At 60.8% G+C, this 12,026-nt stretch carries 11 protein-coding genes; 10 read left to right on the plus strand and 1 reads right to left on the minus strand.

The window, feature by feature from the left end; all coding sequences use genetic code 11:
- Positions 1-41: 41 nt before the first annotated feature.
- Positions 42-1,409 carry a CYTH domain-containing protein gene (locus tag G7025_RS02690; RefSeq protein ID WP_181076417.1) on the minus strand — a complete coding sequence of 456 codons (1,368 nt, stop codon included), beginning with the start codon at positions 1,407-1,409 and terminating at the stop codon, positions 42-44.
- A 158-nt stretch (positions 1,410-1,567) separates the two neighbouring features.
- Between G7025_RS02690 and argE the strand changes: the two genes are divergently transcribed.
- The 10 genes from argE (at position 1,568) to G7025_RS02740 (ending at position 11,987) form a co-directional block, all read left to right on the plus strand.
- A complete protein-coding gene (gene argE, locus G7025_RS02695) occupies positions 1,568-2,716 on the plus strand; it encodes an acetylornithine deacetylase (protein WP_181076419.1) in 1,149 nt (382 codons plus the stop codon).
- A 135-nt stretch (positions 2,717-2,851) separates the two neighbouring features.
- Positions 2,852-4,153 carry an amino-acid N-acetyltransferase gene (argA, locus tag G7025_RS02700; RefSeq protein WP_034101368.1) on the plus strand — a complete coding sequence of 434 codons (1,302 nt, stop codon included), beginning with the start codon at positions 2,852-2,854 and terminating at the stop codon, positions 4,151-4,153.
- Between the two features lie 620 nt (positions 4,154-4,773).
- Positions 4,774-6,144, plus strand: a complete 1,371-nt coding sequence (locus G7025_RS02705) for an OprD family porin (protein ID WP_034139726.1) — start codon at positions 4,774-4,776, stop codon at positions 6,142-6,144.
- Positions 6,145-6,413: 269 nt separating this feature from the next.
- Positions 6,414-7,052 (plus strand): peroxiredoxin, encoded by a 639-nt coding sequence (locus G7025_RS02710; protein ID WP_181076420.1) that lies wholly within the window; start codon positions 6,414-6,416, stop codon positions 7,050-7,052.
- A 258-nt stretch (positions 7,053-7,310) separates the two neighbouring features.
- Positions 7,311-7,904: an NADPH-dependent FMN reductase gene (gene ssuE / locus G7025_RS02715; RefSeq protein WP_181076421.1), complete on the plus strand. Its 594-nt coding sequence runs from the start codon at positions 7,311-7,313 to the stop codon at positions 7,902-7,904.
- Between the two features lie 95 nt (positions 7,905-7,999).
- Complete coding sequence (locus tag G7025_RS02720; protein WP_181076422.1) at positions 8,000-8,968, plus strand: sulfonate ABC transporter substrate-binding protein; 969 nt, start codon at positions 8,000-8,002, stop codon at positions 8,966-8,968.
- Positions 8,969-8,993: 25 nt separating this feature from the next.
- Positions 8,994-10,142, plus strand: coding sequence for an FMNH2-dependent alkanesulfonate monooxygenase (gene ssuD / locus G7025_RS02725; RefSeq protein WP_181076423.1), 1,149 nt, complete (start codon positions 8,994-8,996; stop codon positions 10,140-10,142).
- A 9-nt stretch (positions 10,143-10,151) separates the two neighbouring features.
- Positions 10,152-10,940 (plus strand): aliphatic sulfonate ABC transporter permease SsuC, encoded by a 789-nt coding sequence (gene ssuC, locus G7025_RS02730; RefSeq protein WP_181076424.1) that lies wholly within the window; start codon positions 10,152-10,154, stop codon positions 10,938-10,940.
- On the plus strand, positions 10,937-11,743 hold the full coding sequence (gene ssuB / locus G7025_RS02735; protein WP_181076425.1) for an aliphatic sulfonates ABC transporter ATP-binding protein: 807 nt from the start codon (positions 10,937-10,939) through the stop codon (positions 11,741-11,743). Before ssuC ends, ssuB begins: the two co-directional genes overlap by 4 nt.
- 28 nt (positions 11,744-11,771) lie before the next feature.
- Complete coding sequence (locus G7025_RS02740) at positions 11,772-11,987, plus strand: TOBE domain-containing protein (protein WP_003176783.1); 216 nt, start codon at positions 11,772-11,774, stop codon at positions 11,985-11,987.
- Positions 11,988-12,026: the final 39 nt, after the last annotated feature.

Consider the following 12,026-nt stretch of genomic DNA (forward strand, 5'->3'; position numbering starts at 1 on the left):
AGCTTTCAAGATGTGCGTAGAGCTTATCGGGCCTTTGCTGACTACAGGCGCAACAGGGTCTTCCACGCGCGGTTCTGATACACCGCAATCGCCTGGTGCATCCGCGCATCCAGCGATTCATCGGTGATCGGCTGATTGGCCAGTTGCGCCAGCTTGTTCAGCTCGCCGTACAAACGATCCAGTTCCGGAATATCCAGCACATGGCGGGCGTGGTGCAGCCAGGCCTGGATGCGTTCGATGCGCGGCAGTTGCTCGGCCAAGTCTTCCGGCTGCTGCTGGTAGCGCTGCAGTTGCAAGGCGACGGCGTCGTCGGCCAGCAGGCGCGGCAGCCAATTGGCGATTTGCGCGGCGCCCTGGCGGTTGCCACGCACGTTGCGGTTGGCGGTCCAGGTGCGGGCCATCAGCCAGCGCGAGGTGTTGAGTGAAAACAGGCCCCAGCGTACGTCGTCCAATTCTTCGGCGAATTGCTCCGGCGCGGCCTTGCGGATGTCTTCATCGTCGTCGCCGGCTTGTACCAGCGGGCGCCAGTCTTCCAACAGCGCATCCAGCGCAGTGCGCAGTTCGCTGGTGGATTGGCGGGGCGCAGCCTGGCCGAGGCTGCCGACCAGGGCGCGCAGTTCGCCGAGGTTGTCGACCCATTCCTGCAGCAGGCGCCAATGGCCATTGAAGCGGTACTGCTCAGCCAGGCGCTGGCTGCTGCCGAGCAGGTGCCACAGGATGGCGGCAAAGGCGTCGTCCAAGGGCATTTCGGCGTGCAACTGCGGTGCCGGCAGGCTCAGGGAGTAACTGCTGGCGTCGTAGAGACGATAGCCGCGCTCGGCCTTGCTGATGTCACACGGCATCAGTGCCAGGGTGGCGGCCAGCTCGGCGGCCAGTTCCAGCAGCGCCGCCGGTTCGCCTTCGCGCAGCTCCAGTTCCAGCTCACAGATCTCTTCTTTCTGCTTGCCGACCACTACGTGGCCCAGGTCCAGGGCGGCTTCGATCACCACTTTGGCCTTGCCACGGCCCCAGGCGATTTCGGCGCGCTCGCGCACGAAATCGGTGGTGAAGATTGGCTTGAGGGTCTTTTTGTCCAGCTCGGCCAATTGCTCGGGCCAGCACTCGCCGTCGAGTTTCTTCACGTCGAGCTTGGCTTTGGGCAAGTCCCAGTTGTACTCATTGCGTTCCGACAAGCCGGCGACGCTCTGGCCGCGGGTCTTGAGGGTCTGAATGATGTCGTCACCGTCCTTGCGCAGACGCAGGGCGACTTTGGCCTGGGCCAGGTCGCGCTCGGGGGTGTCGAAATACTGGTTCATCAACTCACGGCGTTCCCAGCCACTTTTGTTGCGTTTTTTCAGTAGCGGGTGCTCACGCAGCGCGGCGAGTGTTTCGCGGCTGACGCGGAGCTTGATTTCGGTTTCTTTCTGCATGGCCGGAAAATCCAGGATCGGGAGCGCAGCCGGGGAAAAGAGTGGCTGCCAAGGTCGTGCAGTGTACAGGACTGAGCCCGGCAACGCGCCGCAACGGTTTATTGTGTCGTGCAGATGCCTCTATAGTGAGGCTCATCCGGGAAGTGGGGAGACCGTGTATGCCGTTGCCGTCCATGAAAGAGCAGTTCGCCGCGTTGATCGCCGCGCCGTCGGTCAGTTGCACCCAGGCGTCCCTGGATCAGACCAACCGCCCGGTAATCGATCTGCTTGCCGGCTGGCTGGGCGACCTGGGTTTCGCCATCGACATCCAGACCGTCAGCCCCGGCAAATTCAACCTGCTTGCCAGTTTCGGCAGCGGCCCCGGCGGCCTGGTGCTGGCCGGTCATAGCGACACCGTGCCATATGACCCCGCGTTGTGGAAAACCGACCCGCTCACGCTGACAGAAGTTGACGGCCGCTGGGTAGGATTGGGCAGTTGCGACATGAAGGGCTTTTTCGCTCTGATCATTGAGGCTGTGTTGCCACTGCTGGATCAACCGTTCAGGCAGCCATTGCTGATCCTCGCCACCTGCGATGAAGAAAGCTCCATGTCCGGTGCGCGAGCGCTGGCCGAAGCCGGTCGCCCCCTGGGTCGTGTAGCGGTGATCGGCGAGCCGACCGGTCTCAAGCCGATCCGCCTGCATAAAGGCGTGATGATGGAGCGCATCGACATCCTCGGTCGCAGCGGTCATTCGTCGGACCCCAGTCTCGGTCACAGCGCCCTCGAGGCCATGCACGATGCCATCGGTGAATTGCGCGGCCTGCGCCTGGCCTGGCAGCGCGAATACCGCAACGCGCAATTCAGCGTGCCGCAACCGACCCTGAACTTCGGCTGTATCCACGGCGGTGACAACCCCAACCGCATCTGTGGCCAGTGCTCCCTGGAGTTCGACCTGCGACCCCTGCCCGGCATGGACCCTGAGGTGTTGCGCAACGCCATCCGGCAGAAGCTCCAACCCCTGGCCGAGCGCCATCAGGTCAAGATCGACTATGCGCCGCTGTTTCCCGCCGTGCCGCCATTCGAGCAGCCGGAAGACGCCGAGCTGGTGCGGGTCGCGGAACGTTTGACCGGTCATCGTGCCGAAGCAGTAGCGTTCGGCACCGAAGCGCCTTATCTTCAGCGCCTTGGTTGTGAAACCCTGGTGCTCGGCCCTGGCGATATCGCCTGTGCGCACCAGCCGGGCGAATACCTCGAAATGTCACGCTTGACGCCTACAGTGCGTCTATTGCGCGGATTGATCGAACATTACTGCCTCAATCCTGCATAAATTAACCCCTGCCTGTTCGTACATAGAAGGAGAGTGAGCGTGTCGCCAAGCCTGTTCCGACGATAACCATCAGCCCGCCGTGCGCTTTCACGATTCATCCTTTTTTGGCTGCTTTTTATTACAGGCCCAGGTGTTATGCCCGAATACGTCAATTGGCTTCGTCATGCTTCCCCTTACATCAATGCCCATCGTGACTGCACCTTTGTGGTCATGTTGCCTGGCGACGGTGTGGACCATCCCAACTTCGGCAATATCGTCCACGACCTGGTGCTGCTCCACAGCCTGGGCGTGCGTCTGGTGCTGGTGCACGGTTCGCGCCCACAGATCGAGGCGCGCCTTGAAGCGCGCGGCCTTACCCCGGCATACCACGAAGGTATGCGCATCACCGATGCCGCCACCCTGGAGTGCGTGATCGATGCGGTCGGTCATCTGCGTATCGCCATCGAAGCGCGCCTGTCGATGGACATGGCCTCATCGCCCATGCAGGGCTCGCGCCTGCGCGTGGCCAGCGGCAACCTGGTGACCGCGCGTCCCATCGGCGTGCTCGAAGGCGTGGACTACCACCATACCGGCGAAGTGCGCCGGGTCGACCGCAAGGGCATCAATCGGCTGCTCGACGAGCGCTCGATCGTATTGCTCTCGCCGCTGGGTTACTCGCCGACCGGGGAGATCTTCAACCTGGCCTGTGAAGATGTCGCTACCCGCGCCGCCATCGACCTGGGGGCGGATAAGTTGCTGCTGTTCGGTGCCGATCTTGGATTGATCGACGAACATGGGCGCCTGGTGCGTGAGTTGCGCCCGCAGCAAGTGCCGGCGCATTTGCAGCGTCTGGGCAGCAGCAACTACCAGGCCGAGTTGCTCGACGCAGCGGCGCAGGCTTGTCGGGGCGGGGTAGGGCGCAGCCATATCGTCAGCTATGCCGAAGATGGCGCGTTGCTCACCGAGCTGTTCACCCGAGACGGTGGCGGTACGCTGGTGGCTCAGGAGCAATTCGAACTGGTACGCGAGGCGGCGATTGAAGACGTCGGCGGCTTGCTCGATTTGATCAGCCCGTTGGAAGAGCAGGGCATTCTGGTGCGTCGTTCGCGGGAAGTGCTGGAGCGTGAAATAGAGCAGTTCAGCGTGGTGGAGCGCGAAGGCATGATCATCGCCTGCGCGGCGCTGTATCAGATCGCCGATTCGGATGCCGGTGAGCTGGCGTGCCTGGCGGTGAACCCCGAGTACCGCCACGGCGGGCGCGGTGATGAGCTGCTTGAGCGCATCGAAACCCGGGCCCGGGCGCAGGGTTTGAAGACCTTGTTCGTGCTCACCACTCGCACCGCCCACTGGTTTCGTGAACGGGGCTTTGTGCCGAGCAGCGTCGATCGCCTGCCGTCCGCCCGCGCCTCGTTGTACAACTACCAGCGTAATTCGAAGATTTTCGAAAAGGCCCTCTAGCTAATCCTCTCCCAAGGTAGGAGCGAACGCGCTCCTACCCTTTTCCTGTTCCCCGTCCTGTTTGTGCTCCGGCAAACGACACCACCCCCTTCAGAACCGTTGAATCAGGCCGATACGCTGAGCGCGAGCAGGGGTAGAGCGCGTGACGGCAGGGGCATCAGCCTATGAGCCTTGGCAGGCTTGTCATCAAAAGAAACTATTCCGATACAAAAACTGTAACAAATTGACGGGAGGATATGCGTTTGGCCATCATGGCGTCGCTTTTTTGATCGTACGTGACGTATGCGGCTTTAGACCTGCATTCGATGATCTAAAAAGTGGAAAACAAATACCCTTTAGGAATTAGCTTTTAGGGAGGTTCGTCTATCCTGACCTGCCCGATCTACGTAATGGCTTATTCCGAAATTGTATGAAAAAGAATGAAACAATTCTTTTTGGGTGTATGAAAAACTCATTACCCTGCAGGGACCAAATCAACGGTGGTTAGACGAAGGTAGTAGACACACTAGGTTACGATTGACTTGGTAGTCACTATCTGGCGCTAATCGCGCATCTGTGGATCGAGGGCGTCAGACCCGAGACCTAAGAACTACAAAAATTAGAAACGAGAGGAGCGGTACATGAAGAAGTCCACCTTGGCACTGGCTGTAGCCCTGGGCGCAATCGCTCAGCAAGCAGGCGCTGCTGGTTTCATCGATGACAGTAAAGTAACCCTGGGGCTGCGTAACTTTTACATCAACACCGACAACCGTGATTCGGCTGCTGGCTCTGCTGCCAACAAGCGCGCCGGTGTTCAAAGCAAGCAGGAAGAATGGGGCCAAGGCTTCGACCTGCGTTTCATCTCCGGTTACACCCAAGGCACCGTAGGCTTCGGTCTTGATGCTATCGGCCTGCTGGGCGTTCGCCTGGATTCCGGTGGCGGCACCAACGGTGCTACTGCCTCTTCCTACGGTGGCACTGTGTTCCCGAGCAAGTCCAACGGCGAAGCCGTTGATAACTACTCGAGCCTGGGCCTGACCGCCAAGGCCAAGATTTCCCAGACCGAACTGAAGCTGGGTACTCTGCAGCCCAAGCTGCCGGTCATCGTGACCAACGACGGTCGTCTGCTGCCGCAGACCTTCCAGGGTGGCCAGATCACCACCAACGACATCAAGGATTTGACTCTGGTTGCCGGTCAGATCGAAAAAGCCAAAGGTCGTAACTCCAGCAACGTCGACAACCTGTCGATCTCCGGTGCCAACTCCCGTGGCGCCAACTGGCGTGACAGCAACAAGTTCTACTACGCCGGTGGTGACTACAAGATCACCAAGGACCTGACTGCCCAGTACTACTACGGCAATCTGGAAGACTTCTACAAGCAGCACTTCCTGGGTCTGACTCACAACTGGGCAATCGGCCCGGGCGTGTTGAAATCCGACCTGCGCTACTTCCACAGCACCGATGACGGCAAGAACGGCAACGAGTCGGCCTATTTCTCCTCGGGCAACTACAGCGGCGTGAACTCCGGTCGCGGCAAGGTCGATAACAACCTGTACAGCGGCCTGTTCCTGTACACCCTGGGTGGTCACACCTTCGGTGGTGGTTATCAGGTCAGCAACGGTAGCAGCGACTTCCCTTGGCTGAACCAGGGCGACGGTTCGTCGGCTTACATCACCACCGACATGCAGATCGCCAAGTTCGCCCGTGCCGGCGAGCGCACCTGGCAGGCTCGCTACGCGTATGACTTCGCCAAGGTCGGCGTGCCTGGCCTGACAGCGGGCGTCGTGTACCTCAAAGGTACTGACATCGACACCGTTAACGGTAGCCGTGCAGAGTTCACCGGCCAGTCCGAGTGGGAGCGCGATATCACTGTTGCCTACGTGGTGCCGGAAGGCCCGTTCAAGAACGTCGGCGTGGCCTGGAAAAACGCTATGTGGCGCAACGATGTTGCCGCCGCGCGCGACCAGGACGAAAACCGTGTAATCGTCAGCTACACCTACGCGTTCAAGTAACTGCGTAAACCTTGCCCGGCGCAACGCCGGGCAAGGTGTGTTGCCTTTCAAGTCGGGCTCACCCCCGTAAGCCCTTCCTGAACCCCTCTTTTACAGCGTCTCAAGGCCTTCTCGAACCTTGAAACCGATGGTGCCCTGCGCCCGGTTCAGCGTCCAATGAACGATTTTTAATATTCCTTTATCGTCTAGATAAATCGATATTTATTCTTTTTAAAATATTCACAACCCATGCACAGTGGCCTCCATAAGCACTCATCAGGAGCCACACCATGAGCCTAAGACTGGGCGATATCGCCCCCGACTTCGAGCAGGATTCCAGCGCCGGCAAGATTCGTTTCCACGAGTGGCTGGGCGATAGCTGGGGTGTGTTGTTTTCCCACCCGGCCGACTTCACGCCGGTATGCACCACCGAGCTGGGTTTTACCGCCAAGCTCAAGGACGAGTTCGCCCAGCGCGGCGTCAAAGCCATCGCGCTGTCGGTCGACCCGGTGGACTCACACCACAAGTGGATCGAAGACATCAACGAAACCCAGCACACCACCGTCAACTTCCCGATCCTGGCCGACGCCGACCGGAAGGTCTCTGACCTCTACGATTTGATCCACCCCAATGCCAGCGACACCCTCACCGTGCGCTCGTTGTTTGTCATCGACCCGAACAAAAAGATTCGCCTGACCATCACGTACCCGGCCAGTACCGGGCGCAACTTCCATGAAATCCTGCGGGTAATCGACTCGCTGCAGCTGACCGACAACCACAAGGTCGCCACCCCCGCCAACTGGCAGGACGGTGATGAAGTGGTGATCGTGCCGTCGCTCAAGGACGAAGACGAGATCAAGAAACGCTTTCCAAAAGGCTATCGCGCAGTGAAGCCGTACCTGCGGCTTACCCCGCAGCCCAATCGTTAACGCGGATATCGCCTCGGGGGCAAGCCCCCCCTCCCACCGTCGATGCACCGCATCTGTAACTGAATCAAAGCAGGGGTTTTCAGGCCGTTTCCACGGCCTTTTTTTTCGCCTGGCGATTGATAGGGCCAATATATTTTTATGGAATAAACAAATGAAAAAATAAGATTTATAGATATATAAATCAGCTGATAAGGTCTGTTCCATCTTGGCGCCATCGCCACACAGCGAACCGCCGACACCTGCTCAAGGAATTCCTGCATGTTGGTCGTAACACTAGGAGGCAGTCCCAGCCAGCGCTCCCGCTCCGGGGTCTTGCTGGAAAAAACCCGTCAGTGGCTGCAACACAAAGGCGTGGAAGTAGTGAGTTACCAGATACGGGACTTCCCGGCTGAAGACCTGCTGCACGCGCGGTTCGACAGCCCCAAGGTCATCGACCTGCTGGAGCAGGTAGCCAATGCCGACGGTCTGGTGATCGCCACGCCGGTGTACAAAGCCTCCTTCTCCGGTGCGTTGAAAACCGTGCTCGACCTGCTGCCCGAACGGGCCCTGGCCCACAAGGTGGTGCTGCCGATGGCCACTGGCGGCAGCATCGCGCACATGCTGGCGGTGGACTACGCGTTGAAGCCGGTGCTGTCGGCGCTCAAGGCCCAGGAATTGCTCCACGGTATTTTTGCCGAAGACAGCCAGATCGCCTATGGCGAAGGCAACGCCCAGGCGCAATTGGTGCCGGTGCTCGAGCAGCGGTTGCACGAGGCGCTGGACACGCTTTACAGCGCCATGGCCCGTCGCCCAAAACCGCTTGATCCGCATGTGTTAAATGAACGTTTGTTGAGTGCTCGCTGGAGCATTTAAGCCTCACCTGAAACCTGGAAACACTCACCTTACTCAGCCGCCAACGGCCAAGCAGGTGCAGCCAAAACCCCTCATCGCATTTTGGAGAGAGCGCCATGCGCACTGTCATCTTGCGTCGCGGTCTGGTCGCACTGTTTGCTGCGGCCGTGTCCTTCGGCGCCATTGTTCAAGCTCACGCCGCCGAGCCCCTGCGGATCGGCTATCAGAAATACGGCACCCTGGTCCTGCTCAAGGCCAAGGGCACCCTGGAAAAACGCCTGGCCGCCCAAGGCGTGCAGGTGCAGTGGACTGAGTTTCCCGGCGGCCCGCAGTTGCTCGAAGGGCTGAATGTCGGCTCCATCGACTTCGGTGTGACCGGCGAAACCCCGCCGGTCTTCGCCCAGGCTGCAGGTGCCGATCTGCTCTACGTGGCCTACGAGCCGCCGGCGCCGAGCAGTGAAGCGATCCTGGTGCCCAAAGACTCACCGATCAAATCGGTCGCCGAGCTCAAGGGCAAGAAAATCGTGCTCAACAAAGGCTCCAACGTGCACTACCTGCTGGTGCGCGCCCTGGAGGAGGCCGGCCTGAAATACACCGACGTGCAGACCGTATTCCTGCCGCCCGCCGATGCCCGCGCGGCGTTCGAGCGGGGCAGTGTGGATGCGTGGGTGATCTGGGACCCGTATCAGGCCGCCGCCGAGAAACAACTGCAGGCGCGCACCCTGCGTGACGGTACCGGTATTGCCGACAACCATCAGTTCTACCTGGCGACCAAACCCTACGCCGAACAGCACCCCGACGTGATCAAGGCGCTGGTGGAAGAAGTGCGTGCCGTGGGTGAGTGGTCCAAGGCCAACCCGCAGGAAGTCACCGATCAAGTTGCGCCGCTGCTCGGCCTGCCGGCGGACATCACCCTTACCTCGGTCAAACGCCAAGGCTACGGTGCGCTGTTTCTGACCCCGCAAGTGATCGCGGCCCAGCAGAAGATCGCCGACAGCTTCTACCAACTCAAATTGATCCCCAAGCCCTTGAGCATCAAGGACGTGATCTGGACGCCACCTGCCGCGGTGGCTAACGCGCCGTAATCCGACTTCTTCAGGAGACAACTCCATGAGCCTCAATATTTTCTGGTTCCTGCCTACCCACGGTGACGGCCATTACCTTGGCACCGCCGAAGGCGCGCGCGCCGTCGATCACGGCTATCTGCAGCAAGTGGCCCAGGCGGCAGATCGTCTGGGTTTTGGCGGGGTGCTGATTCCCACCGGGCGCTCCTGCGAAGACTCGTGGCTGGTGGCCGCTTCGCTGATCCCGGTGACCCAGCGCCTGAAATTCCTGGTAGCGCTGCGCCCTGGGATCATTTCCCCGACGGTGGCCGCGCGTCAGGCTGCGACCCTGGATCGCTTGTCCGGCGGGCGGGCGTTATTCAATCTGGTGACCGGTGGCGACCCTGAAGAACTGGCCGGCGATGGCCTGTTTCTCAGTCACGAAGAGCGCTACCAGGCGTCGGTGGAGTTCACCCGCATCTGGCGCCGCGTGCTCGAAGGCGAAACCGTGGATTACGACGGCCAGCACATCAGCGTCAAAGGCGCAAAATTGCTTTATCCGCCGATCCAGCAGCCACGACCACCGCTGTACTTCGGCGGTTCGTCGGAGGCGGCCCAGGACCTGGCGGCCGAGCAAGTGGAGATGGTGCTGACCTGGGGCGAGCCGCCGGCTGCCGTCGCCGAGAAAATCGAACAAGTGCGCGCCAAGGCCGCCAAACTCGGGCGCACCGTGCGCTTCGGCATTCGTCTGCATGTGATCGTGCGCGAAACCAATGACGAGGCCTGGAGAGCCGCCGACAAGCTCATCTCCCATCTGGACGACGACACCATCGCCCGCGCCCAGGCCTCGCTGGCGCGTTTCGATTCCGTCGGCCAGCAACGCATGGCCGCCTTGCATGGCGGCAACCGCGACAATCTCGAAGTCAGCCCCAACCTATGGGCGGGTGTCGGTCTGGTGCGTGGCGGCGCGGGCACGGCGCTGGTGGGCGATGGCCCAACCGTGGCCGAACGTGTGAAGGAGTACGCGGCCCTGGGCATCGATACCTTTATTTTCTCCGGTTATCCGCACCTGGAAGAGTCATACCGCGTAGCGGAACTGCTGTTCCCGCACCTGGATATCGAACGGCCCGAAGCGCCGAAAAGCGCCGGCTACGTCAGCCCGTTCGGTGAAATGGTCGCTAACGATATCCTCCCCAAAGCTGCGTCACAGAGCTGAGGCGGCGCCATGAGTATTGAAAAAGTGAGCCATCGCGTGGCGCCCTGGGTGCTGCCGGTGCTGTTGCTGGCGGTGTGGCAGTTGTCGGTGTCGGCGGGTTGGTTGTCGACGCGCATCCTGCCGGCGCCGAGCGCGGTGATCGAGGCCGGGGTCAACCTGGTGCGCAGCGGCGAAATCTGGACACACCTGGCCATCAGCGGCTGGCGCGCGGGCCTGGGCTTTGTGATCGGCGGCGCTATCGGCCTCGCGCTGGGCTTTATCACGGGGCTTTCGACGTGGGGCGAGCGCCTGCTCGACAGCTCGGTGCAGATGATCCGCAACGTGCCGCACCTGGCGCTGATCCCGCTGGTAATCCTGTGGTTCGGCATTGACGAGACGGCGAAGATCTTCCTGGTGGCCCTCGGCACGCTGTTTCCGATCTACCTGAACACCTACCACGGCATCCGCAACGTCGACCCGGCGCTGGTAGAGATGTCGCGCAGCTACGGTTTGTCCGGTTTCAGTCTGTTCCGGCAGGTGATCCTGCCCGGCGCGTTGCCGTCGATCCTGGTGGGCGTGCGCTTTGCCCTGGGCTTCATGTGGCTGACGCTGATCGTGGCGGAAACCATCTCCGCCAGTTCCGGCATCGGTTACCTGGCAATGAACGCCCGTGAGTTCCTGCAGACCGACGTGGTGGTGCTGGCCATCGTGATGTACGCGGTCCTCGGCAAGCTCGCCGACCTGGCGGCGCGTGGCCTGGAACGTGTGTGGCTGCGCTGGCACCCGGCGTATCAAGTGAATAAAGGCGGTGCGGTATGACGGCTCAACAACCTCCGCGCCTGCTCAAGGGCATCCCCCTGGCGGTGCGCAAATTGCGCAAATCGTTTGGCGCTCGGCACGTGCTTAAAGAGATTGACCTGCACATTCCAGCGGGCCAGTTCGTGGCTGTGGTCGGCCGCAGTGGTTGCGGTAAAAGTACTTTGCTGCGCCTGCTGGCGGGTCTGGACAAGCCCAGTGGCGGCGAGCTGCTGGCCGGTTCCGCGCCGCTGAGTGAAGCGATTGAAGACACGCGGTTGATGTTTCAGGAAGCGCGCCTGCTGCCGTGGAAAAAAATCATCGACAACGTGGGCCTGGGCCTCAAGGGCGACTGGCGGCCCAAGGCCTTGGAGGCCCTGGGCGCGGTGGGCCTGGCCGAACGCGCCAATGAATGGCCGGCGGCATTGTCCGGTGGCCAGAAGCAACGTGTGGCGCTGGCCCGCGCGCTGATCCACCAACCACGTCTGTTGCTGCTCGATGAGCCGTTGGGTGCGCTGGATGCCCTGACGCGCATCGAGATGCAGCAACTGATCGAAAACCTCTGGCAAAAACATGGCTTCACCGTGCTGCTGGTTACCCATGACGTCAGCGAAGCCGTGGCGATTGCCGACCGGGTGATCCTGATCGAAGACGGCGAAATAGGCCTGGACCTGATCGTCGACCTGCCGCGCCCGCGGGCGCGTGGCTCTCATCGCCTTGCGGCGTTGGAAGCCGAAGTGCTCAACCGTGTGCTGTCGCTGCCCGGCACGCCGCCCGGACCCGAACCTGTTTCACCGTTGCCGACGCAACTGCGTTGGGCGCAATAACTCACTTGTCCCACGAAGGAAGAACACCATGACTATTAAAGCCATCAACGTGCGTAACCAGTTCAAAGGCACCATCAAGGAAATCGTGGTCGGCGACGTGCTGTCGGAAATCGATGTGCAGACCGCCTCCGGTATCGTCACTTCGGTGATCACCACTCGCTCGGTCAAAGAGCTGGAGCTGGTCATTGGTAGTGAAGTGATTGCCTTTGTGAAGTCCACTGAGGTGTCGATTGCCAAGTTGTAATTCGCGTCGCCCTTGAGGCTGCCATCGGGGGCAAGCCCC

This window comes from Pseudomonas lurida (assembly GCF_013522705.1).
Classification (GTDB): Bacteria; Pseudomonadota; Gammaproteobacteria; order Pseudomonadales; family Pseudomonadaceae; genus Aquipseudomonas; species Aquipseudomonas quebecensis.

Coding starts and splice junctions, on each gene's coding strand:
- G7025_RS02690 (WP_181076417.1), bottom strand. CDS start 1,409: ATGCAGAAAGAAACCGAAATCAAGCTCCGCGTCAGCCGCGAAACACTC.
- argE (WP_181076419.1), top strand. CDS start 1,568: ATGCCGTTGCCGTCCATGAAAGAGCAGTTCGCCGCGTTGATCGCCGCG.
- argA (WP_034101368.1), top strand. CDS start 2,852: ATGCCCGAATACGTCAATTGGCTTCGTCATGCTTCCCCTTACATCAAT.
- G7025_RS02705 (WP_034139726.1), top strand. CDS start 4,774: ATGAAGAAGTCCACCTTGGCACTGGCTGTAGCCCTGGGCGCAATCGCT.
- G7025_RS02710 (WP_181076420.1), top strand. CDS start 6,414: ATGAGCCTAAGACTGGGCGATATCGCCCCCGACTTCGAGCAGGATTCC.
- ssuE (WP_181076421.1), top strand. CDS start 7,311: ATGTTGGTCGTAACACTAGGAGGCAGTCCCAGCCAGCGCTCCCGCTCC.
- G7025_RS02720 (WP_181076422.1), top strand. CDS start 8,000: ATGCGCACTGTCATCTTGCGTCGCGGTCTGGTCGCACTGTTTGCTGCG.
- ssuD (WP_181076423.1), top strand. CDS start 8,994: ATGAGCCTCAATATTTTCTGGTTCCTGCCTACCCACGGTGACGGCCAT.
- ssuC (WP_181076424.1), top strand. CDS start 10,152: ATGAGTATTGAAAAAGTGAGCCATCGCGTGGCGCCCTGGGTGCTGCCG.
- ssuB (WP_181076425.1), top strand. CDS start 10,937: ATGACGGCTCAACAACCTCCGCGCCTGCTCAAGGGCATCCCCCTGGCG.
- G7025_RS02740 (WP_003176783.1), top strand. CDS start 11,772: ATGACTATTAAAGCCATCAACGTGCGTAACCAGTTCAAAGGCACCATC.